A 25,345-nucleotide genomic window follows, 5' to 3' on the forward strand; every position below is an offset into this window, starting at 1 on the left:
CTGCTATGAATTTGTTTTGTGCACAACACGTTGGATGTGAACCGTTAGATACAATTTCTCTTCGTTTGTTAAGTTATACTGGTAGTTATTCTTAATATAAGTTTCGATTTTTCCCACACACTGGTAAGAATTCGGGTGTTTCTCTTTGATCACATCTAATAGATCTGTATCACTCTCACTCTCATGCAAGTTTCCACTGATTAATCGCTGAGCAAAAAACTTCAAATGAGTGACAAATCTAAAAAATGCTACGGATTGTTCATCAAACTCCATTTGAAAAAAATATCTAACTATATCACTGATCTCTTGAATGATTTTGGTCACTCTGTAGATGTCTTGAGTTTCTTGGGGAGTCTCAGCGTTGACAATATGCAATGCAAGAAAACCCGCTTCATCTTCAGGAAATTGAATATCGAAAGATTCCTTGATAAATTGAAGCGCCTTCAAACCAATCTGAAATTCGTCTGCATAAAATCGTTTAATATCCCAAAGCAAAGCATTTCTAAGCGATATTCCTTCTTTATATCGACTTATCGTCGAAAAAATATGGTCACTGAGCGATATATATATACTCTCATTGAGTTTTTTACCTAACGTTAACTTGGCATAGTTTATAATTTGGTCCGCCACTTCAAAATAATCGATAGGAATTTCGGACAGAAGTTCCTGGAATTTCACGAAGGCATCTTTATTAGAAAGTGAATAGATTTTATCTATACTTTGCTGATCCAGACTATCGCCAACCTTCTTCTGGTAAGCGATCCCTTTGCCCATTACAATAATTTCTTGACCCATTTTGTCGTGAGTAACTGCCACATTATTGTTCAAAATTTTGAGGATATTCATCTCATTCCCCCCTATTTTCCAAATAAAAAAGACCTGTCTGCACATCAAAAATAAACGCAACTATGGCGTAAATTAATTTTGATGTGCAAGCAGGTCTAGCTTGTAATTAAACAATCACTATCCTTAACTTACACTTCCATTGTAATCGTGACCTTTTGTTTTAGCAAGAGTGTTTTTTATACTATTTTTTTCATTTTATCTACGTTTTATACGTCACTACCTTGTTCAGAATAATACGTCATTTACATATTGCATATATCATAAATCTGTATTAGGATTAAAAATCTAACTAACGTTAGTTAGATTTTTAAAATTTTATAAATAGAAGGAGAGTTACTATGGCTTGGCTTTATCTTATTATTGGAGGACTTTTAGAGGTCGGTTGGGCGTTAGGTCTGTCGTATTCGGATGGATTCACTAAAATAGGCGTGGTTATACCAACCTTAATACTGATGGCACTTAGTTTTTTTTGCTTCTCCAAAGCCTTAAGTGTTTTGCCTGTATCCACAGCTTATACAGTTTTCACAGGGTTCGGAGCATTTGGAACCGCAGCAGTTGGAATGCTGTTCCTTGGAGATGAAGTGAGTGTACTCAAAATTTTCTTTGTCATTACATTGATCACTTGCATTATGGGTTTAAAATTTATATCTAATAAGCCTGAAAGAGAGGAAGTTAATTAATATGAGTTGGTTTTTTTTGGTGATTGCAGGCTTGATGGAAGTGGGAGGAGTAATAAGCTTAAAATTCACAGAGGGCTTCTCAAAACTGAAGCCAACCATCCTCTTTATTATTTTTATGCTTTCCAGTTTCATCTTTCTATCCGTGTCTTTAAAAGAAGTGCCTCTTAGTATCGGTTACGGCATATGGACTGGTATTGGTGCTTCAGGAAGTGTGCTCTTAGGAATGTTTGTTTTCAAAGAGCCTAGAAACATGAGCAAGCTAATCATGGTTGGTGGTATAATTGTAAGTATTGTGGGCTTAAAACTAGTCTGAGGTGGAGAATTTTTTGAATAAAGGTAAAGTAACGAGAAATAAAATAATAACAAGTGCTCTTCATTTATTCGCAACAAAGGGTTATGAACAAACCTCTATGAGGGAAATTGCCATTGAAGTGGACATCAAAGCTCCTTCACTATACGCCTATTGTTCCAGTAAAGAAGAATTGTTTGGAATTGTATGTGACTATGTTACTAATGATTATTTGAATTTTGTACGTGATCAATCAGATGAAATTTCGAGTTTTTCCGTAGACAAGAAGTTATACACGCTAATGAGATCATTGAATGAATATGTCTACGAGAATGATCTTGGACACTTTATCAATAGATATTTTCTTTTCCCTCCAGATCCATTTAGGGGCACATTTGTTCAACTCTACAAACAGACTGAAGAGGAAATAAAAAAAATTATCGGAAAAGCTATAGACAGTGAACCAGAGAGATTTATATCTGCTAACACAGTTATAGCTTCATTTATGTGTGTCATAGATGGAATGATCTTTCAGATGTTAAACTTTTCTCGTGATGAGTATGAAAACAAATTAGAAGAAACTTGGAAAGTATTTTGGAGAGGAATCCAGAAATAATCTTCAATTAATCCATATGAACTAAGTATAATTTTGTGTAAAACATAAAAAGCATAACTGATACCATCAGTTACGCTTTTTATACTTTTAATGCTAACTTTCCTTTTCTAACTAAGGCTATGCTCATCATTTTTAAGATCCACTGAACTCTTTAACAGGGTTTCTACTCTTTCTAGGAATATGATAACATCTCCTACAAAGATTGAACCTGATTTGATTCTACGCAAAAACATTAATGTAAGCTCTTTTACTTCTTTTAAGGCAAGATCCTTTTTATTTCTCTTGGAAAACTTAATTATATAATGCAAATCAATATTTAATTTACTTATCTTCACAAAACGATCATTGCCGTTTGCTGTTTTCAAATCCCTCATCATACTTAAGATAATACCTATTGAACAATAAATCTCTGTGAGTTTCTTTGATCTTCTCCTATTCCACTCCTCTCTATAATTCTGTCCTATAGTATCGAATATAATAAAAGTTAAAAATGCTTCTTTAATTTTGGGCAAAAATCCTATGTACATATTATATTGATTTAATGTGTAATCCTGACCCATCATCTTACTTGCTAATCCCATAGGTTTATAAAAAATACTTGAGAAGATACCCGATGTGAAAACATCTAAGATTGAAAAAACATACAATATGCCTGCTAACCAATATAATTCTATTCTAAATCTAAAAAAGATGTACAAAATCAAAAATATTATTACCGCTGAAAAATAAAAACTACCATTTAATATCTCATTGCTTAAATTAGATATCGACCCCATGTACGCTATTAACTCTTCTACGGTTAAGTTATTGTCAGCTAGATACTCCATATACGCTTTGTTTTCATTAAGCTGCGATAGAAATATAGTCTTTTCTTTTAGAAGCTCGTGGAATATTGCTTGAGTGATATCTGGCAGTTCATTTCCTATCATCTTAAACGTCTTTGTGATAGTATTACCTATACTTGTTTTAGCATCAATCTCAGGTGAAAAAAAGACGTCTTCACTAAATTTATTCTCAGTAGCATACCTATAAAAAGCACTAGAATCTACTTGATTAATGGCTTGGAACAATAGCCACGTTATTCCTATACACAGTGGAAAGTACAGTACCAGCATACATAACATAATCCCGCTCTTTTTTAAAAACTGATCCCCTAGTTTCGAATTATTCATTAAATTCCCTCACTTTAAAGTTTGAAATGTTTCTGAAAGAACACAGATGGTGAGCTAGATCTCACTCATAAATGTTTACTTCTCTCACAGTCCAGTCTTTACAACAAAAACTTCAACCCCAGATGGACGAATATTCCTATTCTCACAAACACAAAAAACCCTCCTATATCCAGTGCTTGATTCCATTGTAACATGGACTCTTTTTCCACTGTCTACCATAAGGAGGGAATATTGAGTTAAAACAAATTAAAGGTCGAGAATTTAATGAATTATGCTAATCAACAAAAACGACATAATACTATAAAGCTAATTTCGCTCTGCATTTACGGAGGTTCTGTTGAAAAACCTTGATCTATCAAGGGAAAACGACATTTTAAATTAAAGTTACCGACAAAACACCATCAAGTTACCGACATTTTATTTTAAAGTTAACAGTTGTCGTTTGAATTATTAAATCTTGTACGCCTTCATCGCTTTGAACAGCTCTTTAAAGGTTGGACGTTTGCCGTACATCAGTACACCTGTGCGATAGATTTTAGCTGCAAGCCAGCCGAAGACCAGAATGGATACAGCCAGAATAGCTAGAGACGTTAGAATCTCCCAGGTTGGCGCAACGCCTGCCCCAATCCGTACCAGAATCGCCGTTGGTGACGTGAACGGAATGAAGCTTGCAACTTTGAGCAATAAAATATTCGGTGCAGAGATGCTGAAGATTGCAATATAGAATGATACCAGGGACAGCATCGTGATCGGCAGAACTGCCTGCCCCAGCTCTTCCGTACGGCTGACCATAGATCCTACAGCTGCGAACAGCACTGCATATAAGAAGTAGCCCAGAATATAGAAGATTAATCCATATACAATCACTGCAATATTAATGTCGTTCACACTCAAATTGAAATCACTTAGTACCGCGCGGTTGTGTGGCAGTAGAATATTACCCGCAATAACTGCCCCGAAGATTCCGATCTGTAACATACCTACCATGAAGATACCGATAATTTTACCAAACATTTGACTGAGCGGGGATACACTCGTGATCAGAATCTCCATGATGCGCGAGCTTTTCTCTGCTGTGATCTCGGAAGCGATCATATTACCTGTCATCATCGTAGATGTGAACAGCAAGATGATTAACAAGTACACCACGATATAATTAATCGGGCTCATTGATTTTTCCGAAGCAGCTCCAGACTCTCCATCATCCGTGCTTAGATTTTCTGCAGTCAGTTTCACAGGTGTTGTAATTAATGCCTTTTGTTCAGGCGTCAATACGTCCTTGACTACAACATCCAGCTTCACACTTTGCAGAGCAGATTCAATAGCCGTAATAATCTGAGGCGAGATGTCATCTGTGGAGTATAAAACAGGCGTTGGAAACTCCTGTCCTGTTACGGATTCAAGTTTCAAATAACCATCGATCAGACCTGCCTTCGCATCTTCTTTCAGTGCATTTTCATTCTTATCTCCACTCATGATGAAACGATATGCCTGATTGCCCTGAGCCGAGGAGAAGTCTTCCAGTTTCTGTGCCACATCCTGCTGTTCTGTTGTCAGAAGTCCGATGTTTACAGGATTCTTGCCAGAAGCTCCGCCGCCAATTGGTCCGCCATTAAATAAAGTAATGAAATATGGAACATTGAGTCCAATCGTAATTAAAAGTGCAAGTACAATGGTCGTGACCATAAACGACTTCGTTTTCACTTTGTTTTTGAACGTGAAACCTGTAATTGTGCCCATTTTATTCATTCGACTCACCTACCTCACGAATAAAGATTTGGTTAAGCGTTGGTTCCTTAATCTCAAAATGCTCCACGGTGGTCTGTGCCATCGCCGTTTTCAAAATCTCCTGAGCCGCCGTAACCTCGCTGACCTGGATCTGATATCCACGCTCGTTTTGTTCCACTCGTTTCACACCCGGCAGTTGCTCAAGTCCTTCTACCTGTCCAAGAGTACTGAGGTAAACCTGTTCACGCGGATAACGGCTCTTGATCTCTTTGATCTCACCTTGCACTACCGTATTAGAACGATGAAGTATCGTGATCTGACGACACAACTCCTCGACATGTTCCATCCGGTGTGTAGAGAACAGAATGGCTGTACCTTCGTCACGCAATTCTTTAACCGTTGATTTGAGCAGCTCTACGTTAACTGGATCCAATCCACTAAACGCTTCATCCAGAATGAGAATTTGCGGTCTATGTACCACCGCGGCTATAAAGCCCATTTTCTGCTGGTTTCCTTTGGATAATTCCTCAATCTTTTTATCATAATACTCTGGCACTTCGAACCGCTTCAGCCAGTACTTCAGACTCTCATCCGCATCTTTGGCGTTCATTCCACGAAGGCGTGCCAGATAATTAATCTGTTCGCTCACTTTTACCTTCGGATACAATCCGCGTTCTTCGGGCAAATATCCCATAATCTGTTGCAGCTCTGTATTATAAGGCTTGCCGTTGTACAGAATGTTACCGCCATCCGGGTGGATCAGACCCAGCACCATGCGCATCGTTGTGGTTTTACCGGCGCCGTTGGCTCCGAGCAATCCGTAAATCTCGCCCTCTTTTACATTAAGCGTAACTCCGTTGACAGCTGTTTTGTCTGCGTACTGTTTGACGACTTGCTTTAGTTCCAATCGGTTCATTCAGAATCGTCTCCCTTCGGTTATCTCCACTGTACGGGTGCATACCCGGCAATCCAATATTCCAGCACTTCTCCCAGTTCCAAATTGCGAATTTTGAGCACCCGGTGATCGGACAGCTCCAACCTCTCCTGCGCTTCACTCACCCGGGTTGTAATCACACGGATCAGACCATTCTCTTCCTGAAAAGATTCAACTACACCAGGAATATTCTCGGGCCGCAAATCTCCTTCATACCAGATCTCCTTCCACTGCTCAAGCACAAGGTCTTTCTCTGCCATACCCAGGACCTGCCCGCGGTGCATGAGTACGATGTAATCCGCCAGCCGCTTCACTTCATCTGCAATATGCGTGGCAATCAGAATGGTCGTGTCTCCACCTTCCATATAATCGCGGAACTGTTCGACCATTACCTTCCAGGCAAAAGGATCAAGACCGGACGAGGGTTCATCCAGAAGAAGGAGTTTAGGACGAGCAGCAAGTGCTGCGGCAATCTCGAACTTTCTTCGTTCTCCCTTGGACATCTTGGTCAGCTTCACATCACTCGGCACATCCATGTCTGTTATAAGCTGTTTGAACAGCTTCATATCCCACCTTGGGTACCAATGTGATCGAAAATCCGCTGCCTCCTGCGGCGTCATCCGATTCTCTTCAATGCCGCTATTATCTGCCACAAAGCCAATCTGTTGTCTCAGCTCAATCGGAAGTGTCCCCGAATGCTTCTCCTGTCCAAACCATATGATCTCACCACTATCCGGTAGTACAATTTGTTGGAGCATGTTAAGCAATGTGCTTTTGCCAGAGCCGTTATGCCCCAGAATGGCAACAACATATCCTTCCGGAATCGTGAGATCAATCGGCCCAATAACCCTGCGTTTACGCATCTTGGATACGCCATTTAATTGAACGGCTATGGGTTCCACCATACCTCCCCCTCCTTACTTTGAATAATTTGCTCTCAGGGCTTCCCGGAACAAAACTTCCATTTCTTCTTCTGTACACCCCACAGCTTTACCCGACTGCACCGCAGCTTGCATTGCTTCCTCCGCAGCCTTCAGCCTATAGTTCTCTCGTTCTCCTGCCTCAACCTGGGCCACAAATGTTCCTGTCCCCTGCTTCGTGCGAAGCAGACCTTCATTCTCCAGATCCTGATAGACCCGCCTAACCGTAATCACACTGCAATTCAGTGCGCCGGCAAATTCACGAATGGACGGCAAATGTGTCCCCTCCCCCAGTTGACCCGTTATAATTAACGACCTTAATTGATTTTCAATCTGGTGATACAAAGGTTCAGCGCTATTCTCGTTTATTTGAATGGGTATCCTCACATCTTGCACCTCGCCCTCCGGTACACTTCACTCACTTACCTGAACGTGCCGGTTTCATCCTTTATTCTTTTATCATTTTACTTTAGTTGCCTTCTAACTCAGATCTCTCAAAGCAAGCTTCTTCAGCGTCAATCGACTGAACACCCATAACGTTGCCAAACCTGAAATCACCGCTATCCACATGATCGGGGATACCAACCCCCACAATTTACTGTATTGAATAACGTACCAGAATCCATAATTGCCCGAGAGACGGATCAGCACAGATATCACAACGGCGATCGGTAAGAACATAAAGCTGAGCAGCAAATATTTTTTACCACTGAAGAGAAACTCTCCGTAAATATATAATCCCGTAATCAGAAGTCCATATCCTGTGCAGCTCAGCGCAAAGGCTAAATACTGATCCCATGTGAAACCTGCAGTGTGCAGTCTGACAGCATATAATGCTCCGTAGAAAAAGAGTCCATTGTAAGCGAAAGCGATCAAGGATTGCTGCAATCTCGCCCACATCACCGACTCATTCGAAATTGGAAGCCTTCGATAATAGGCGAGCATCTGTGTATAGGAATCTTCCTGTATGTAGCGGAAGGAACGTCTGGAAAAAAGAAATCCCTGAAACGGCAGCATAATTAAAAAGAACGCATCCACTACCGGGTTAATAAAATTACTTTGTTGCTGTCCTATCAACAGCACACCGCTCATACTACCTGTGTAGATCATAAATATGGCAGACCATAACCACTGCAACTTATCCTTTCTATATTCGTTACGGGTTAGCCACCACGCTTGCTTCCATGCATCCATATCTATGCCTGCCTTTCAACTGTCTTGCTTCATCTGGTTTACTGTGCTCTTGTTTTATTCACTGTATCTACTGTGTATATCAATATACACAGTATACAGACCTATCGCTTGTCCCGTCAACCCCTTTTTTTCCTGTTTCAGGAAAGCAGGATAGGAAAAGAATCCATTCTGCGATAAAATAAACACAGCGATTTTAGTGGAGAGGAATGATCACCCTATGGGATGGCTTATAGAGCCCATACTTGTTTTTGGATTTATCCTTGCGATGATCTGGCTCATCATTCGAAGTGAGCCAGATCGGGTTAAGAGCAAAAGTGATAGCAAAAGGCATTCCAGAAAGTCCAAACAGCATCATCATTCATCTGGCTCGGCTACGTCTTCTTCTATGATGACCTCTGACATTTCGACGGACTCGCATACCAGGCACACTCACGACCACCGACTCCATCATGATCACAAACATCACGATTCAGATTCTTCTTCGGGGGCTCATCATCATTCGAGCAGCGATTACGGAAGCAGTGACAGCGGTGGGGATAGTGGCGGAGGTGGAGACTAATAGCCTCTGCCCTATCTCAAAAAGAGCTGTACCCCACACTGTGAATCAATCACAGAAGGGCACAGCTCTTTTTCTTTCTCTTTTTCTTTTCCGGTCACCTGATAGCAGAAGAGGCTCTTGTCTTACACGAGGTTGTAGCCTGTTGGCAAGCTGCGATTTCTACGGATGGCGCGAATCTCAGCCAAAGTGAGACGCTGATTGGTGGAGATCAACGACTCTACATCTTCGCCGCGGATCAAGTCATCCAAATCTCTCAGATTGGTGTTCCCGCGATAGACACGGAAGCCTCCCTGGAAGTTTGGCCGTGTAAACACCACAAGTGTTGCATTCGAACTCGTTGAAAAGAAGCGCAGGCTCTCAACCCCGTCCAAAATATTGTCCAGGTTGCGAAGTCCTGTGTTGCCACGATAAATGCGGCTTCTTCCTCTGTAGTTCTCGTCGGAATACACGGTAAGACGTGGATACGTTTGGCTGATGCTGACTGTTTTTTTCATTGTGTTTCCCCCCTCTCAAACTCATTCTATGAATGAATAAGAGAGATGGCATGGACTAATCATCTGCGAGATTCATCCATTTAAACGCCGAGGATAACTTCCCATACCGGACTTGTGTGCCCCCCCGGATAGAGCAGATATAACAACACATATACCACCGTACCTGTCAGTGCGGAGCCAAACCAGATGATAGAGGTGAATTTCCCCCAACGGCGATGTTTTCCAAAATTCTTTTTGAAGCCAAGCACTAGTGTCGAGATACCAAATACGGCGGCAACGGTAGCCAGAATAATATGAAAGATCAAAAAGATGCGGTAAAAGATCTCCATATCCGGGTCTCCGCCCCAAGCCGTATTACCTACAAATACAGTGCGGGACATGTAGATTACAAAAAAGATTAGAGCTGCGATCGCTCCCGCTACCATAGCAGACTGGTGTGCCTCACGTTTGCCACGAATAATTAAAGCCCAGCCAATCGCCACAAGTACCGCACTAAGCACAATGAAAGAAGTACTGATTGTAGGTAGCCAAAAATACATATCCATCGTGTGTTCCCCCTTTTGTCGTCACATTAAACTCACGATTTGGCGGCCGGATTGAGCGGCCCCTGCTCGTTACCACCGCCAGCAGGCGAGAGATCATCATCCTCTTCCTGTCTCTCTTTCCGATACCACTGAGCAAACACATAAGCCAGCATGGAGACAAATATACCCTCCTGGATAAACTTCATGAGAATCCCACCGACCTGCTGATCCTCCTTCGTAGAAGACAGGATATTAAAGAACGCCGGCCCTCCGAATGAACGAAGAATCGCCGAAGAGTCGCCAGATACGCAATACCTCATCGCTTCAGCCCATATAGCGGGGTTGCTATACGTCTGATACAGCGGTTCGGAAGCAAAAATAATTAATCCACATGCAGGCGTTAACAGCACCATGTTCAAAAAGATAAATCCAACCTTTGACAAGCCTGATGCTTGTCTACCCTCTGGCAGAGGGTTAAGTAACGTCCACCACATCAGCATGGATGTGATAAAAAGTACGATATAATACAACCGGTGAACGGTAAAATTCAACATGACATAATCATGCACAACGGGCAGATGATACAAGGAAAACAGTCCGTTGAACAGCACCGCCGCTACAATGGGATGCGCAAGGAAGGAAAGCTGGCGGGTAGGCAACCAGCGCACAACACCGCGCCATACCCAAGTCGGCAAACCTTTCATCATCAATGGCGGAGCAACAAGGTAGGATAATGCCATGCTCACCATATGGAAGCTGAACATCACATGACCCAGTAGATTGAAAGGACCCGCTTGTGCCAGATATAGAGCTAATAGACCTGCGAGAAACAAGACCTTCTGTCCGGCTGTTGCTGGCTCTGCGCCCTGTACTCTCTCGCTGAACGGACCCACTAATACAAGATAGGCTGCCGCAATAATCAAAAATAAAGCAAGAATAAGCGGACTCCATAAGTCGTCAAAACTGAAATATTGCAACCCGAGCATACGGGAAACCTCCCCGTGACCTGTTTTGGTGAACATTTATTTCACTTACCACGATGTTACACTTTCTTCATGACCGCATCCTGAAACGATCCAGAGATGTGAACCTCCATCATTCACTCGCATAAAAGGGGAAAAGACGGCAGCAATACGCTGCCGCCATCTCTCTTACCACCAGACCCAGAAAAGGGCCATAATAATACATGTAAAGGCTACGAAAAATCCAAAGGCCATAAATAGTATCGGCATCAAGTGGCCTTTGTCCTTCAAGTGCATCCAGTAACCAAGCTGCACAAATACCTGCAAAATGGCCATGACAACCATAATAATAATGGTGAAGGTTGTGTTAACCCCTCCGGCTGCGGCAGCCGCAAAGGCAATCAACGTGAGTATAATGGAGAAAATAAACACGACGACATGCTTCGAAGGCCCTTCCGCACGGTGACGGTGCTTCACCGGCTGTTGATCACTTTGATCCTGAGCGGACATGTGTTACCCCACCTTTCCGAGCAGGTACACGACCGTAAAGATGAACACCCACACAACGTCGATGAAGTGCCAGTACATGGCGGAAACATAGACTTTCGGTGCGGTTACGACCGTTAATCCTTTTTTGAACAGTTGCCCGATAATGATTCCGATCCATACAATACCGAACGCTACGTGGGCTCCGTGGAACCCGACCAGCGTGTAGAATGCCGAACTGAAGGCACTCGTGGTCATGCCAAATTCTTTATGTTTCACGTACTCGTAGAACTCGTAAATCTCCAGACCAAGGAATCCCAGACCTAGAACAACCGTGATCCCCAGCCACAGAGCCAGTGCATTTCGTTTCCCCTTGTGCATCGCCTGGATGGCGAATACACTCGTCAAGCTGCTGACCAAGAGGATGAACGTTGCTGCTGCCACAAGCGGCAGATGGAACAGTTCATTCGCTGTAGGTCCATCATTGGTCTGCCCGCGGAGTGCGAGGAAGGTCGCGAAGAGTGTACCGAACAGTACCGTCTCACCGCCAAGGAACAACCAGAAGCCAATAAGCTTGTTGCGTCCTTCCAGCGTTGCCTTCTCTGGTTCATGCGGCAGTTTGCCGTTTACCGGCTCGGCATGTGAGGTTGTCATGTTCTCGCCCCCTTCTCGTCCTGATCCTCGGGTTCAATGTGCCAGCCGTGATCGTCATATAATGAGCGCAATGCCATCGCGCCAAATGTAATAAGAAGACCGATAATAAGCACAATATAATTATTGAAAATGAGATTCATGAATTCCAATTCGAATTTGTCTTTGCTGAACATCAGTCCAAGTCCGGCGATAAAAATACCTACCGACATAACAAACGGCAACGGTGTAGCGGATGGCATATGAATGGAACCTACCGGCTCCGCAGGAGTCATCTCCTTGTTGCCTGCCATCTTCTCTTTCCAATATGCATCAATACCACGTACCAGCGGCGTTTGTTTGAAGTTGTACTCTGGCGGCGGCGATGGAATCGTCCACTCCAATGTACGACCGTCTTCCCACGGATCGTTTGGTGCATCAATTGGTTTCTTCGTGGTGATGACGATGTTCACCAGGAAGATAATGACCCCAACGCCCATCAGGAACGCGCCGATGGAGCTGACCAGGTTAAGCAGGTCAAAATCCTGATTCGGCAAGTATGTAACAATCCGGCGCTGCATCCCCATCAGACCGAGGAAATGCTGTACGAAGAAGGTTAGCTGGAATCCGATCATGAATGTCCAGAATGTCCATTTTCCAAGTGATTCACTCAGAATACGGCCAAACATCTTCGGCCACCAATAATGAAGTCCCGCAAATAATCCAAGTACCAGTCCGCCCACGATAACATAGTGGAAGTGAGCTACGACAAAGTAAGTGTCATGGAACTGGAAGTCCGCCGGGGCAGAAGCGAGCATGACACCGGTAACCCCACCCATAACGAAGGTTGGTACAAATCCGACAGCAAAGAGATTTGCCGCCGTAAAGCGAATCTGTCCGCCCCACATCGTAAAGAGCCAGTTGAAGATTTTGATTCCGGTTGGTACGGCAATCAGCATCGTTGAGATCGAGAATAACGCGTTTGCTACGTTACCAAGACCCGTCGTAAACATGTGATGCGCCCATACCATGAAGCCCAGGAAGGCAATCAGAATGGTTGCAAATACCATGGAGCTATATCCAAACAACCGCTTACGCGAGAAGGTCGGAATAACCTCCGAGATAATGCCGAATGCCGGCAAGATCAGGATGTAAACTTCCGGGTGTCCGAAAATCCAGAAGATATGCTGCCAGAGCACGGGGTTACCGCCGCCTGCAACATTGAAGAAATTCGCATCGAGAATGCGGTCAAACGTCAATAACACAAGGCCTACCGTGATGGCAGGAAAAGCAAACAAAATAATTGCTGATGTAATAAACGTGGTCCAGGTAAACATCGGCATCCGCATATAAGACATCCCTGGCGCACGCATGGTGATAATGGTAGCCAGGAAGTTAATGCCCCCGATGAGTGTACCCAGACCGGCGATCTGAAGACCGATCGTATAGAAGTCCACACCGTGTGTTTCGCTATACTGCGAACCGGAGAGAGGTGTATACGCTGTCCAGCCTGCATCCGGCGCGCCTCCCATAATCCAGCTCAGATTGAGCAATAAACCACCGAACAAAAATGTCCAGAATCCCAGGGCGTTAACAAACGGGAATGCTACGTCACGTGCCCCGATCTGCAAAGGGACCACCGCATTCATAATGGCAAAAATAATCGGCATGACGCCAAGGAAAATCATCGTAGTTCCATGCATCGTAATCAATTCATTAAACACTTGCGCCGATACAAAATCGTTCATCGGCTTCATCAGTTGAATCCGGATCAAAATGGCTTCGATACCGCCAATGCCGAAGAAAAGTCCGCCTGCAATCAAGTAAAGAACGGCGATTTTTTTGTGATCGACGGTGGTGATCCAGTCCATCAAGCCCTTGTACCGCTTGACGCTATGCGCATGAGCCAAGGTTGTGTACCCCCTTCTTCATCCTTGCTGTTCTATTCGTAGTCCAATTTGTAATTGGCCAAATATTCGGCAATTCCGTCGATTTCTTCATCCGTCAGTCCCAGACTCTTCGGACTCGGCATCGTATTGCCCGGCTTCACAGCTTGTGGATCATGAAGCCACTCTTTCATGTTATCCAGTACCGGTTTACCTTCTTCCTGACCTTCACGTTGATTCAGCAAAATGCCTGCAACGGATTCCTTGCCGCCAATACCTGTAAGGTTCGGTGCAACAGGTCCGCCCTGATCGCCAACAGCGTGACAAGACAGGCAGTTCGTTTTGAATTTCTCAGCAAGCTGTGTGTCTTCAGGAAGAACAGCTGGCGCTTTCATCGCGTTAACCCAGCGGTCAAAGGACTCCTGGCTAACAGCCTTAACTTTGAATTCCATAAAAGCATGAGATCTACCGCATAACTCGGCACATTTACCACGGTAAACGCCTTCATTTGGAGCAGAAAAGCTGAATTTGTTCAATGTTCCATCCGGGTTTGTGTCCATTTTGCCCGCAAGTGACGGCACCCAGAAGGAATGAAGCACGTCCGCGGTTTTCAATTCGAATGCAATTTTCTTTCCGGTCGGGATGATGAGGTCTTGAGCGGTGGTTATGTCATACTGAGGATAAGTGAATTCCCACCAATACTGATGTGAGGTTACCTGGACCTTAACTGCGTTTTTGTCGTTCGTCAGATCTTCACCATGGGCAAAAATCGTCTGCACTGTTGGTACAGCCAAAATAATGACCAGCAGAAGTGGAATGGCTGTCCATATTACTTCCAGTTTGAAGTTTCCTTCAACCTGCTCAGGCATTTCGGTCTGCCCTGCTCGTCTGCGAAACTTGATCAGGACATAGGCAGCAATCGCAAATACAATGATGAGCACCACGATCATAATCGCAATAGACAGCTTCATCAGATCTAATTGGTCTTGCGCCACAGGACCCTGAGGTTTCATTGCCGACAAGTCTTCCCGCCCGCATGCGGATAGCAGCAAAGAGAACACTGCCAGCAAGGGAAGGATTCGCTTTGCAACCTGCCACTGTTTCATCATTGATCTACCCCACTTTTTTACGTTTTCGTAGATTACGGTTGTCGTTCGGTACAAAGGCAGCACATGTACATTTCAGCACGATAAACATAATCCTCTTCATCATATAGAATGCTTACAAAAATAACGCTTCCAGTACTCCCGTCATTTCCTGCCCAGGGCATGTCTGCGCATTCTTCCAATTCATTCTATATGCTTCAATCACTTATTAAATATAAGTTGAGGGTATGATTTTGTCAATCTTTGGACACATGTTCACAAATTGTTCACTTTATGTATAAAACCGCATCACAACTTGATTTGCAAACGATTTCAATTATAAGTATTACGATTCGTCTCTGAAAAATTTTGCCAAATTTCGGTGATAAACTCAATTTTCTTAGCGATTTTTATCACAATCAAAACATGCGTTATTATGCAAAAGAACCCCCTCTAATATTAGGGAATCATTACCATATGTACTGGAAATGAACGAATCTGCCCTCTACATTGGATAACCTCATTGGCTTGGAGCAGATTCGCCATTTATTCATATCATTCCAGAAGTTAATTCCCGGATTAAAAATTCACGCTTCCTTCTTTTTAATTCTGATTACACTCGCTGTTTTCAAGTTCCATCCGTTAGAATCAACGGCCCATCCTTGGTAATGGCTACAGTATGTTCATACTGTACTCCCCAGCTTTCATCCAGCGTTCGAACTGTCCAGCCATCCTCATCCCACACCACAGCCCCAGAGCTACCCTTCGTGAATATGGGTTCAATGGTTATGACCATGCCTTCGGTAAGCATCATTCCTGTTTTTCGTTTTCCATAAGGCAGTACATTCGGTGGCTCGTGGATATATTGCCCTATGCCATGGCCGATAAGCGGTTTGACGATCCCGTATCGGTACAATCGTGCCGTTCGTTCAATGGCGCTCCCAATGTCTCCAAGGGTATTCCCAGGAACGGCCTGCGCGATCGCTTTATAAAGTGCTTTTTCCGTGCGTTTCATAAGCCGGCGAATGGATCTGCTTGGTTCATCTATAGCATATGTCCAGGCCGAGTCAGCAAGCCAGCCTTCTTTGTTCACTACCATATCAATCGTCACGACATCTCCACTTGCAAGTGCCTGGCTTCCAGGAAACCCGTGACACACCACTTCGTTGACGGAAGCACATATAGCGTAAGGATAGCCTTTATACCCTTTCTGCTCGGGTGTGGCTCCATGATCCGCAAGAAAGGCCTCCACGCGCTCGTTAATCTCCGCTGTTGTGGTGCCTGGAACCATGTACTGCTCAATATGTTGATGGCATTCTTTTAATATCCGTCCCGCTTCCCGCATGTAGCCAATCTCTTCTCTGGTTTTCAATATAGGGTCCACATGCCTTCATCCTTCCTGCTGTAGGTATATTTCCATATATATGCGAGAAATTCAGAACAAAGCCCCTAAAGTACACCAAAATCCAGGATAATATAGATACATGCTAATTGACTCCACAAACGCAAAAAAAACCGTCTGCCGGAGCCAAGGCCCGAGAGACGGTTCTATTCATATTGGAACAGTATAATCAGAAGTTGGTGTTGTTTCAGGATACGGAAGAATCCATCTTGACAAGCTCATGCTCAACGACAGAAGTCAATTCTTCCTCATATCCACCCGTAATCCGGTATTTTCTCACATACTCCTTCACGAATTTTTTTGGATCTTTAGGACGGAAAATCCGAGTCATTTCCCTCAAACTTTCTTTGACCTCATTGTGACCTTTCGTTGCCATTGTAATTCCCTCCCAAAACGTTGAAAGTGAATGCTCCGTTTAGAGAACGCCGAATAAGTCTTAAATGCCATTCATGAAGTTGTGTGCGCGGCTTAAAGCAAGCTTTAGGTCGGGAACCTCGCCGAATAGCAAGTACCTGACACTATAAATACCCGATATGATTCAGGTTGAATCATAATCTTATTGTATCATATTCGGAACCTCGTTACGACTTGACGATTTTTCCTAATATATATAACGGTTTTACTGCCCAAAAAGTTTAATTCCGAATCATATTTTATAAAATGTTTATTCTATACGGATTAATCTATCCAGCATAACCATCAACTATTCGGGGGATATTATCTTGGATCACCAAATTAGTTAACTATATGGAACTAAAAGGAGGACCTGTTATGGAACGCAAAGAACAGGACATGTTACCCCTTTCGCATGAAAAGGTTGAGGTCGACGGCGTTTATATCAATGAAGCCGGGCAGGAAGAGCATCTTCACCGGGGGCAAGAGTTCCCCGCCGATCTCGTACTCGGCAAGACCGAATGGAAGCTGACAGAGTATGCCTTTGATAATCACCACGATGGAAAAACAGATGAACGTCTGGTGCCCAAGGAAGATGATCAAAATAAAAAAGGGAAAATAAACAGTCCTCGAAGACAGATTCAAACTTAATCCATTCATCGGTTCAGTTCTGTCCACCTCCTACATAGCCTATATAAAAAGGACAAAGGAGGCTGGGCCGAATGTCTCCCATGAAATCGTCCAGCGGTCTGGATGAAAATATAGCCGGCATGCTGTGTTATTTATTCACGTTTGTAGGCGGCATCATCTTTCTAGCTGTGGAGAAGCGCAGTCGATTTGTGTTGTTCCACGCTCTTCAATCCGTGACGGTTTTCGGACTGATCATGGTTGGTCATGTGTTGTCGACCTTTCTTCCACTGTTTGGCCCACTTGTAGCTTCACTGTTATCTCTGCTTGGTGTAATCGTATGGCTCCTGACCGTCGTTACAAGTCTGCAAGGAAAATGGCTTAAGCTGCCTTGGGTTGGTGATTTTGCCGAGAAGCAGATGCGGCATCTTTAATATCGTATCGTGCAATACCAAGAAAACACCGAAACAATGGTTTGTGCTGAACCCATTGTTTCGGTGTTTCCTGTGCGTAAATTATGTTAACTGTCCAAAATAAAGGTTAACTTGCACTTCATCGCATTGATATTTTATAACATGAATAATACAAGAAATAAATCATTCATATCCTGAGTCAACATGCTTTATGCCGTAAATCATTCATGTAGTACAGTTTACATAATATAGCATTTGAACCCATATGCACGCACTCCCATAAACGACAAAAACGCTCCTCCGTGCTCACACTAAAGCAACCTGCCTTAGCTTTATTGATCTACTACTTTCGCAACTAGTCTTACATTACTCCTTACCTCATCTTACGCGGTCTTGCTGTTCTCCTGAGCCATCTCATCTGTATGCTGCGCAGCCAACTGGGCAGCAGTTTCTTTACTCCCGAGGCCATTAAACAACAAATTCATAAAGATTGCCGTAAAGCTGCCTGCAATAATGCCATTGCCCAGCATAATCTGAGCCCAGTCCGGCGCACCTGCGAACAACTGCGGTACCACCGTTACCCCCAGCCCCATACCAATAGAACACGCAATGATGAATAGGTTCTCATGACGGTTAAGGTCCACCTGAGTGCCAATGATGCGAATACCTGATGAAATTACCATACCGAACAGGGCCACCATGGCACCGCCAAGCACGGATCCAGGCACAAGCTGAGCCAGTGCGGCAATTTTCGGTACAAAGCCAATAACAATCAGCAAACCGCCTGCAACAACGATGACATCCCGCGTCTTCACACGTGTCATCTGTACAAGTCCTACATTTTGCGAATACGTTGTATATGGGAAGGAATTAAAAATCCCCCCAAGCACAATAGCCAGCCCCTCTGCACGATATCCACGCGCCAAATCTTTGGAAGTCAGATCCTTGTCCAACATTTTGCCCAGAGCCATAAACACGCCCGTAGATTCAGCCACACTGACAATCGCGACGAGAATCATCGTCAGAATAGGAACAATCTCAAAGGTAGGCCTTCCGAAATAAAATGGTTGAACCATATGGAACCAGCTTGCATCAAGAACAGGAGCAAACTTCACCTCTCCCATCAATCCAGCAACCACCGTACCAACGAATAGACCAATCAATACTGAAATGGAGCGTACAAAACCTGTAGTGAAACGTGTCATTAATATGATGAACATGAATACACCGAAACCTAGCAACAAATGTACACCGCTGCCAAAGTCCTCTGCATTCTGGCCGCCACCCAAATCGGTGAATGCCACCGGAATTAGTGTCAGACCAATAATAGTAACGACCGAACCTGTCACGACGGGTGGAAAGAGCCGAATCAGCTTGCCGAACAAGCCTGAGAAAATGAGCACGAACAAACCGGAAGCAATAATAGCACCATATATAGCAGATACTCCACTGCTCTGTCCGATCATGATCATAGGGGATACCGCTTGGAATGCACAGCCCAGCATAACCGGCAGTCCAACGCCAAAGTATTTATTACCCCAGACTTGAAGCAGTGTGGCTACACCGCAAGCAAGCAGGTCAATTGCAATCAAATAGGTAAGTTGTTCTTGGGTAAATCCAAGTGCGCTACTAACAATAAGCGGTACAATGACAGCTCCAGCGTACATCGCAAGTACGTGCTGCAAGCCGAGTGAGAAGGTTTTGGCCGGATGCCGGTGACGTTGAAAGATACGTTCGCGTGCCATACTAGTTCGTGCCCTCCTCATCTGCAAAGGTTACTTGTCCATTGGACAGTGCTCCAATACGAACTAAAGATTCCACGCGGTATCCTGCCTCTTTCAAAAGGCTTCCTCCCGGCTGGAATGCTTTTTCAATCACGATCCCGATTCCAACGACTTCCGCGCCAACCTGTTCTACAATGCGAGCCAGGCCAAATGCCGCTTCACCATTCGCCAGAAAATCATCAATGATTAACACACGGTCACCGGGGTTCATAAATTTTTTGGCAACAGTAATTTCATTCGTCTCCTGCTTGGTAAAGGAATACACTTTCTCCACCAAAATATCTTCGGTGAGGGTAAGAGACTTCTGCTTACGGGCGAAGATCAGCGGAACATTAAGTTCCAGTGCTGTCATAATGCCCGGCGCAATACCGGATGATTCGATCGTCAGCACACGTGTAATATTCTCCCCTTCAAACCGGCGGATGAACTCTTTGCCAACTTCCTTCATCAACACCGGGTCCATCTGGTGGTTCAGGAATGAGTCTACTTTCAGTACTTGTTCGGACAGGACAATGCCTTCCTGTATTACTTTGTCTTTTAACAATTGCATCGTTTTTCTTCCTCCCAAATGCCCTTTACCGCCTTGCTCAGTCTGCTCCACAATATCTCTATCCCCATGTAAAAAAACAAAAAGCCCGCCTGTTCACACCTGCGGCATTAACCGGAGACGGGAAAGACGGACTTGTTCCTGTATGGACAAGCCGCTTGAACACTACGTACGCCAAGGGGCGAGGCTCAGGAAGCATACCTATATATTTAGGCAGACCTGACCATAACCCCCAACAGGGCGCAAAAGCATCCTTCCCGTAGTCCAATCATTCCGGTGATCGGGTAGAGACATGCAGGCCTATTCCTGCACATATACGAGTAACGGCATATTCAATTTATTTTGGCTTCACGATTCGTATCCCTGTATAATTGCGAACCTGAATGTACAAAGTGTAATCTTACTGACAATGTTAGAAGTATACCGAATTGGCGGCTTGAAATAAAGAGGTATTTTCATGGAATTTGCGGAAACGATGTTTCTTTTGCATAATGGGGGATGATTGATTTTCATTTTTTATGTACAATATGAGAACAAAAGCGTGTCCTGACGGGACTCACCTTGGAGGAAACGCTGTAAATCTAGTCGTTAAAGGAGATTGTTACATGAAAGGCATACTGAAAGAATTTAAGGAGTTTGCTGTTCGCGGCAACGTCATTGATCTGGCGGTCGGTGTAATTATCGGGGCTGCTTTTGGGAAAATCGTTACGTCCCTTGTGAATGATATCATCATGCCCCCGGTTGGAAAACTGCTCGGCGGAATTGACTTCAGCCAAAAAATCATCAACCTTGACCCTGACGTAAAGACAGCTGGCGGACAAGACATCACGACACTGGCTCAGGCCAACGAAGCTGGCGCCACTGTCATTGCTTACGGTCAATTTATCAATGTGTTGATTGATTTTATTATCGTGGCATTCTGTATCTTTATGCTGGTTAAAGGCATTAACTATCTGAAACGCAAAGAGCACACCAAGCCTGAGCCGAAAAAAACAACCAAAGCTTGCAAGTACTGTCTGTCCGAAATTCCGGCTGCAGCTACCCGTTGTTCCCACTGCACATCCCAGCTCGAGGCAGAAGGTAGCAACGCTCCGGCATAAGGGTCTGATCTATTATTGTGTAGAGCAAATTAAATAAAGCAAAAACGCAGGTTTGATTCTTGATACAGCGATGTACATCTAAGCCAATGTACGCTTATGTAATCATTATTGTCTGCATGTAAAGCATACTCATCGTTGCCGGATGAAACTGATTATAACTTTGCATTGCATACGCATATAAAGTACATCAAACCTGCATATGTCCTGGTTCCACCTATTGGTGGGACCTTTTTTTATTCATCGTGAGTGCAGAATTGCTGGTCATGCGTTCCTTATTTAGAAACGTTTTGGCAGCAAGTGTTCCAGAATCGATTTGAGATCTTTGTCTTCTTTGTAGACCTCTTCTCCGGTATCCAGTTCAGTGACCCGAATGTATTCATAATTGGCGCTGGCATCCGTCGGTTTAAATAACAACTGCGCTTCGTCCTCCAGACGCACATGAAATCCCATTTCTTTAAACATCGTCGTAAGCTGACTCGTGGCCGGCTCCTGACCTTGCCCTACAAAGATAAGTCCCCTAAGGGCTTTACGCTCCTGAGGTTGCGGATAAATCACCTGAAAGTGTACAATGCATTCCATACAATCGTTCCCCTTTCGTTAAAAAGAACCTTTGTGAAATTTTGAACTTTAAATTTTGCTATATAAGGAGATACGTTTCATGACCCCAGAACGTTTCGATATTTATGACGACCAGCAACAATGGATCGGTACAGCACCTCGAAATGAGGTTCATGCCAAAGGATATTGGCATCGTTCCTTCCATTGCTGGATCGTGCGTGACGAAGACAACAAGCGCATGGTTCTGTTTCAGCGGCGGCGGGATATCAAAGATACTTTCCCCGGATATTACGACATCACAGCTGCTGGTCACCTTACAGCCGGTGAACAGCTACAGGATGCGCATCGTGAACTTGAAGAAGAGCTCGGTGTGCATACGTCATTCGATACGCTGACTTATTTGTTTACGGCTACGCAGCAGCTACAGGGTGAAGTGCGCGGTATTCCGTTTCTGGATCGGGAATTCAGCGCTGTCTATGGTCTGTGCCTGAACCAACCTCTGGAGTCCTATGTTCTCCAGGCTAGTGAAGTGGACAGTCTCTATGAGGCACCGCTGGATGACTTGCTTGCCCTGTTCCGCCAAGAGAAGGATTCCGTTCAGGCATCCGGTGTGCGTGCGCAACAACAGACATTTATGCAAGACGGTAAAGCGATATCTACACCGTCAGAGGATGACACGCCTTTATCCACATCCCCACGAACTGGTAAATCACTGTCTGAGTTCGTCCAAGAAATCACAACGACAGCAGCTGATCTTCCGTCCAATCACGGCGATTATAAGCATTCAGCAAATACCTCACGCCTTGTGAGGGAAATACATCTGGCGGATTTTGTGCCGCATGGCACCACCTATTATATCGACGCACTCGAAGCACTGAAACGAGTACACGGGGTCTAACTTCATTTTCTCAAAAATAGCATCACTTCATACCTTTAACGAATATCTGAACCAATACCATAGGTATTCCAGTCACACTACCCTTTAGGTATTCCAGTCACATTACCCTTTAGGTATTCCAGTAACATTCCTTTACTATTAACCGGATGGCAAACCAATGCTGTAACAAGCGTCACTGCATTTTGCTTCTGAATTGTATCGTGGTACCCATGAGCCACCTAAACGTTACGCGATACGTTGAAGATGTTGCTACGGCATATCAGGGAAATATCCAAATACGCATGCTCTAACAGGCAACAAAGCAGTAGACAACAAAAGTTAGCCTACTCTATGTAAATTTCATGATGGATACTGAGTAACCTAAAGTGAGTGTGCGCGAGCTTGGGCTCAGAAAATTCTAACGATCACAGGGAACGTTATTTGCCCCATTTCGGGGTCTCCTGAAATCTAACGATCACCAGAGACGTTATTTAGACGAAAATGGCTTCATTTGCGCTAAAAAGATGGTTTGGGGACGAAATAGCGTTCCTGAGGATCGTTAGAATCTGAAAGAGGTAGATATCGCCAAAATAAGGCTTGTGGTGATCGTTAGCACTCAAACTATCCCGTTTCACTGACTTCCAAAGCTTTCCTTTTCAAAAGATGGAGAATAACCATACTAAGATGGTCAATGCTTTTATTAACCACAAAAGGACGAGACGTGAATTCATCATTCACATCTCGCCCTTTATCATTTTGTTTTTGTGGTCACTACTTTAGTTTTCATGGTTACTTTTAATTTCATATTCCACCTGTTACTACTCCTGATCTGGTGTAGGAGTAGACCAGTACGTCGCTGCAATGTCCGCGTACCGACGTCCGTAGCGACCTTCCAACTCCTCACCCATATCCTGTTCCAGTTCATACAGCACCAGTTCTTGTGCAAAATGATTCAGTAGCAACCCGGTCATCACCGGATGCGCTGTGACCACGGCCTGCGTCGGGCATGACTCCCCACGCATGCCCAGCATACACCAGCGGCGATCTACAACGAGCGAGAACTTACGCCCGGTATCCATGCCATGTGACGCCAACCCTGGCAAAGGAAGCGGCTGATCTACCATGCCTTCCCCACCTTCACAGGACCACAATAAGCGCACACCCCGAGCCTCAGCCTGCTGCAAATCCTCTCGAAGCAGTTCGGCTTCCTCTCGCCACACATCCACCACAATCTCATGCTGTGCTGTGGCAAGTTCACGACTCAGATTCTCCAGAACATTTTTGTCGCCTTCCACATTGTAAAATACAGGCTTCTCCGGTTCGCTCTTCGGCATACTTCGCTCGACGTAATCCAGAGAGGTGTGCATCTGATCCGAGATCATGCGTGTCATCTCTTCCGGTTTCAGCATGCTATACTTCGCGGGTTCTCCCGGACTGCACCGGAGAAATCCTCTTGATTCCAGTCGTTGCAAGGTTGCATATACATTGGAACGGGACACGCCCAGCCGTTTGGCCACCTCATATCCAGAGGCTGATCCCTGACGGGCTAATTCCACCATAATTTTAGATTCCATCTCGGTGAACCCGAGATGACGTAAATGATGCAGCAGTTGGTCCATATTTCTGTCCCCCCATGCTGTCAGCAACCAGCACTGCCTGACGGCAGCACGTCTACTGCATCAAATCTGCTCGGCTCCGCAACGTGGGCACCACTTCGAGCCTTTTGGCAATTCGGATGCACAAATCTGACACTTCACCATTTCACGTGGCACTTCCGTCTGCACATCTACGGTGCTCACAATCGGATTGTTTTCTTTCCAATAACGAATGCGCTCATCCAGCTCCTGCTGACGCTCGCGTTCCCGCAGCATCTCCTCTTCTCTGCGGCGTTCCCACTCTGCATCGAACGCTTCCTTCTCTTCCAGCGTAAACTCGGTGCTGTTATATCCCGGTTCTGTATCCAGATCCGCAATCGATGGGATAACCGTATGATACGGCTCGGTCTCTTCATGTTCTTCCACAACCGGTGTATCAAAAATCGATTGCTCCGCAACCGGGTTTTGTGCAGCTGCCGTCTCATGTTTCGCTGTTTTGGCAAGTCCTGCGGTTCCGGCCGCTCCCGATGCAGCTGCACCCGGTTTGGATTCGCCCAATTTGCGTCCACACTTCGGACAGAAGTTGGCATCCAGTGATGCGACGTGTCCACACTCACACAGGCGTTCGTTTTTCAACTCGGCAATCTTGCTGCGCAGAGCATCGATCTCATCCTGCAGCTCGTCACACAGATTAGACAGATCCACCATTTCTTTTTCAGCAAGCGTCATATCCTGTGCACGATAACCTTCATAGAAGATGCGGCCCATATCGGTAAAATGGACTTCTTGTTCCTGTTGCAAGCCCACAATCTGATTGTTCAATTTGCCAATCTCAACGGCATGCTGGGCACGCTCTGTTGCTTTGTTTGCTCCGTTTTTAATGCGCTGAAGCAGTTTCATCACAATTCCTCCTCTGTCCCGTCAAAACAATATCATGATCATTCTTCATTAGTTAGCAGGTCAGCAATTCGCAACAAGCGAGATGCCCTAGATATATAACTTATACGATATGAAGCCAAAAAGTTGCGAAAAATCGCGCTGCCA

29 protein-coding genes and 1 riboswitch are annotated in these 25,345 nt (G+C 44.6%); of the genes, 8 read left to right on the forward strand and 21 right to left on the reverse strand.

The features are described from left to right. Nucleotides 1–3: 3 nt before the first annotated feature. Complete coding sequence (licT, locus tag EC604_RS28180; protein ID WP_123067279.1) at nucleotides 4–846, reverse strand: BglG family transcription antiterminator LicT; 843 nt, start codon at nucleotides 844–846, stop codon at nucleotides 4–6. Nucleotides 847–1,184: 338 nt separating this feature from the next. Here licT and EC604_RS28185 point away from each other — a divergent pair, with 338 nt between their 5' ends. Genes EC604_RS28185 through EC604_RS28195 form a run of 3 tightly spaced genes read left to right on the forward strand, consistent with a single transcriptional unit; the run spans nucleotide 1,185 to nucleotide 2,431 of the window. Continuing rightward, complete coding sequence (locus tag EC604_RS28185) at nucleotides 1,185–1,526, forward strand: DMT family transporter (protein WP_123067280.1); 342 nt, start codon at nucleotides 1,185–1,187, stop codon at nucleotides 1,524–1,526. Between the two features lies 1 nt (nucleotide 1,527). Continuing rightward, nucleotides 1,528–1,839 carry a DMT family transporter gene (locus EC604_RS28190; protein WP_123067281.1) on the forward strand — a complete coding sequence of 104 codons (312 nt, stop codon included), beginning with the start codon at nucleotides 1,528–1,530 and terminating at the stop codon, nucleotides 1,837–1,839. Between the two features lie 13 nt (nucleotides 1,840–1,852). Next, the gene (locus tag EC604_RS28195; RefSeq protein ID WP_161557076.1) at nucleotides 1,853–2,431 is read left to right on the forward strand and encodes a TetR/AcrR family transcriptional regulator; all 579 of its coding nucleotides are present in this window, start codon (nucleotides 1,853–1,855) and stop codon (nucleotides 2,429–2,431) included. 107 nt (nucleotides 2,432–2,538) lie between these two features. On the opposite strand, the gene EC604_RS28200 is transcribed toward EC604_RS28195, so the two are convergent. The 6 genes from EC604_RS28200 to EC604_RS28225 form a co-directional block, all read right to left on the reverse strand. Next, nucleotides 2,539–3,603, reverse strand: coding sequence for a hypothetical protein (locus EC604_RS28200; RefSeq protein ID WP_123067283.1), 1,065 nt, complete (start codon nucleotides 3,601–3,603; stop codon nucleotides 2,539–2,541). A gap of 450 nt (nucleotides 3,604–4,053) precedes the next feature. Next, nucleotides 4,054–5,352 (reverse strand): ABC transporter permease, encoded by a 1,299-nt coding sequence (locus tag EC604_RS28205; RefSeq protein WP_123067284.1) that lies wholly within the window; start codon nucleotides 5,350–5,352, stop codon nucleotides 4,054–4,056. After that, nucleotides 5,345–6,247 carry an ABC transporter ATP-binding protein gene (locus EC604_RS28210; protein WP_123067285.1) on the reverse strand — a complete coding sequence of 301 codons (903 nt, stop codon included), beginning with the start codon at nucleotides 6,245–6,247 and terminating at the stop codon, nucleotides 5,345–5,347. Before EC604_RS28210 ends, EC604_RS28205 begins: the two co-directional genes overlap by 8 nt. Before the next feature lie 20 nt (nucleotides 6,248–6,267). Beyond that, nucleotides 6,268–7,170, reverse strand: a complete 903-nt coding sequence (locus tag EC604_RS28215) for an ATP-binding cassette domain-containing protein (RefSeq protein ID WP_192895172.1) — start codon at nucleotides 7,168–7,170, stop codon at nucleotides 6,268–6,270. A gap of 12 nt (nucleotides 7,171–7,182) precedes the next feature. Next, nucleotides 7,183–7,572, reverse strand: coding sequence for a GntR family transcriptional regulator (locus EC604_RS28220; RefSeq protein ID WP_123067309.1), 390 nt, complete (start codon nucleotides 7,570–7,572; stop codon nucleotides 7,183–7,185). Nucleotides 7,573–7,665: 93 nt separating this feature from the next. Next, nucleotides 7,666–8,379 (reverse strand): hypothetical protein, encoded by a 714-nt coding sequence (locus EC604_RS28225; RefSeq protein ID WP_123067286.1) that lies wholly within the window; start codon nucleotides 8,377–8,379, stop codon nucleotides 7,666–7,668. Between the two features lie 217 nt (nucleotides 8,380–8,596). On the opposite strand from EC604_RS28225, the gene EC604_RS29785 reads away from it, so the two are divergent. Then, nucleotides 8,597–8,938, forward strand: coding sequence for a hypothetical protein (locus EC604_RS29785; RefSeq protein WP_151458132.1), 342 nt, complete (start codon nucleotides 8,597–8,599; stop codon nucleotides 8,936–8,938). Nucleotides 8,939–9,060: 122 nt separating this feature from the next. On the opposite strand, the gene EC604_RS28230 is transcribed toward EC604_RS29785, so the two are convergent. The 9 genes from EC604_RS28230 to EC604_RS28270 form a co-directional block, all read right to left on the reverse strand. Continuing rightward, a complete protein-coding gene (locus EC604_RS28230) occupies nucleotides 9,061–9,432 on the reverse strand; it encodes a hypothetical protein (protein ID WP_123067287.1) in 372 nt (123 codons plus the stop codon). Between the two features lie 80 nt (nucleotides 9,433–9,512). Then, the gene (locus tag EC604_RS28235) at nucleotides 9,513–9,977 is read right to left on the reverse strand and encodes a DUF420 domain-containing protein (RefSeq protein WP_123067288.1); all 465 of its coding nucleotides are present in this window, start codon (nucleotides 9,975–9,977) and stop codon (nucleotides 9,513–9,515) included. 32 nt (nucleotides 9,978–10,009) lie between these two features. Next, nucleotides 10,010–10,942 carry a cytochrome c oxidase assembly factor CtaG gene (gene ctaG, locus EC604_RS28240; RefSeq protein WP_123067289.1) on the reverse strand — a complete coding sequence of 311 codons (933 nt, stop codon included), beginning with the start codon at nucleotides 10,940–10,942 and terminating at the stop codon, nucleotides 10,010–10,012. A gap of 165 nt (nucleotides 10,943–11,107) precedes the next feature. Continuing rightward, nucleotides 11,108–11,428: a cytochrome C oxidase subunit IV family protein gene (locus EC604_RS28245; RefSeq protein ID WP_090918552.1), complete on the reverse strand. Its 321-nt coding sequence runs from the start codon at nucleotides 11,426–11,428 to the stop codon at nucleotides 11,108–11,110. Nucleotides 11,429–11,431: 3 nt separating this feature from the next. Then, nucleotides 11,432–12,058: a cytochrome (ubi)quinol oxidase subunit III gene (locus EC604_RS28250; protein WP_123067290.1), complete on the reverse strand. Its 627-nt coding sequence runs from the start codon at nucleotides 12,056–12,058 to the stop codon at nucleotides 11,432–11,434. After that, the gene (gene ctaD, locus EC604_RS28255) at nucleotides 12,055–13,905 is read right to left on the reverse strand and encodes a cytochrome c oxidase subunit I (protein WP_429351939.1); all 1,851 of its coding nucleotides are present in this window, start codon (nucleotides 13,903–13,905) and stop codon (nucleotides 12,055–12,057) included. Before ctaD ends, EC604_RS28250 begins: the two co-directional genes overlap by 4 nt. Before the next feature lie 71 nt (nucleotides 13,906–13,976). After that, on the reverse strand, nucleotides 13,977–15,029 hold the full coding sequence (gene coxB / locus EC604_RS28260) for a cytochrome c oxidase subunit II (RefSeq protein ID WP_123067292.1): 1,053 nt from the start codon (nucleotides 15,027–15,029) through the stop codon (nucleotides 13,977–13,979). A gap of 604 nt (nucleotides 15,030–15,633) precedes the next feature. After that, a complete protein-coding gene (map, locus tag EC604_RS28265; protein ID WP_123067293.1) occupies nucleotides 15,634–16,389 on the reverse strand; it encodes a type I methionyl aminopeptidase in 756 nt (251 codons plus the stop codon). A 205-nt stretch (nucleotides 16,390–16,594) separates the two neighbouring features. Continuing rightward, the gene (locus EC604_RS28270) at nucleotides 16,595–16,783 is read right to left on the reverse strand and encodes a hypothetical protein (RefSeq protein ID WP_017690840.1); all 189 of its coding nucleotides are present in this window, start codon (nucleotides 16,781–16,783) and stop codon (nucleotides 16,595–16,597) included. 395 nt (nucleotides 16,784–17,178) lie between these two features. Here EC604_RS28270 and EC604_RS28275 point away from each other — a divergent pair, with 395 nt between their 5' ends. Beyond that, a complete protein-coding gene (locus tag EC604_RS28275) occupies nucleotides 17,179–17,451 on the forward strand; it encodes a transposase (protein ID WP_123067294.1) in 273 nt (90 codons plus the stop codon). A gap of 71 nt (nucleotides 17,452–17,522) precedes the next feature. Further along, the gene (locus EC604_RS28280) at nucleotides 17,523–17,861 is read left to right on the forward strand and encodes a DUF4870 domain-containing protein (RefSeq protein ID WP_123067295.1); all 339 of its coding nucleotides are present in this window, start codon (nucleotides 17,523–17,525) and stop codon (nucleotides 17,859–17,861) included. Between the two features lie 362 nt (nucleotides 17,862–18,223). Here EC604_RS28280 and EC604_RS28285 read toward each other — a convergent pair whose 3' ends face one another. Together EC604_RS28285 and EC604_RS28290 are read right to left on the reverse strand one after the other, a co-directional pair. Continuing rightward, nucleotides 18,224–19,585, reverse strand: coding sequence for a nucleobase:cation symporter-2 family protein (locus EC604_RS28285; RefSeq protein ID WP_123067296.1), 1,362 nt, complete (start codon nucleotides 19,583–19,585; stop codon nucleotides 18,224–18,226). A gap of 1 nt (nucleotide 19,586) precedes the next feature. Next, a complete protein-coding gene (locus tag EC604_RS28290; RefSeq protein ID WP_123067297.1) occupies nucleotides 19,587–20,174 on the reverse strand; it encodes a xanthine phosphoribosyltransferase in 588 nt (195 codons plus the stop codon). Nucleotides 20,175–20,411: 237 nt separating this feature from the next. Next, nucleotides 20,412–20,511: riboswitch (purine riboswitch) on the reverse strand. Between the two features lie 265 nt (nucleotides 20,512–20,776). On the opposite strand from EC604_RS28290, the gene mscL reads away from it, so the two are divergent. Next, on the forward strand, nucleotides 20,777–21,271 hold the full coding sequence (mscL, locus tag EC604_RS28295) for a large conductance mechanosensitive channel protein MscL (RefSeq protein WP_123067298.1): 495 nt from the start codon (nucleotides 20,777–20,779) through the stop codon (nucleotides 21,269–21,271). A gap of 276 nt (nucleotides 21,272–21,547) precedes the next feature. Here the strand turns inward: mscL and EC604_RS28300 are convergent, their stop codons facing one another. Further along, nucleotides 21,548–21,850 (reverse strand): hypothetical protein, encoded by a 303-nt coding sequence (locus EC604_RS28300; RefSeq protein ID WP_123067299.1) that lies wholly within the window; start codon nucleotides 21,848–21,850, stop codon nucleotides 21,548–21,550. Between the two features lie 79 nt (nucleotides 21,851–21,929). Here EC604_RS28300 and EC604_RS30700 point away from each other — a divergent pair, with 79 nt between their 5' ends. After that, on the forward strand, nucleotides 21,930–22,727 hold the full coding sequence (locus EC604_RS30700; RefSeq protein WP_240037274.1) for an NUDIX hydrolase: 798 nt from the start codon (nucleotides 21,930–21,932) through the stop codon (nucleotides 22,725–22,727). A 797-nt stretch (nucleotides 22,728–23,524) separates the two neighbouring features. Here the strand turns inward: EC604_RS30700 and EC604_RS28310 are convergent. Both EC604_RS28310 and EC604_RS28315 read right to left on the reverse strand, forming a co-directional pair. Then, nucleotides 23,525–24,325, reverse strand: a complete 801-nt coding sequence (locus EC604_RS28310; RefSeq protein WP_123067300.1) for a TrmB family transcriptional regulator — start codon at nucleotides 24,323–24,325, stop codon at nucleotides 23,525–23,527. 60 nt (nucleotides 24,326–24,385) lie between these two features. After that, nucleotides 24,386–25,201 carry a zinc ribbon domain-containing protein gene (locus EC604_RS28315; protein ID WP_123067301.1) on the reverse strand — a complete coding sequence of 272 codons (816 nt, stop codon included), beginning with the start codon at nucleotides 25,199–25,201 and terminating at the stop codon, nucleotides 24,386–24,388. Nucleotides 25,202–25,345: the final 144 nt, after the last annotated feature.

It is taken from the genome of Paenibacillus amylolyticus, from assembly GCF_003719335.1.
Lineage (GTDB): Bacteria > Bacillota > Bacilli > Paenibacillales > Paenibacillaceae > Paenibacillus > Paenibacillus amylolyticus_D.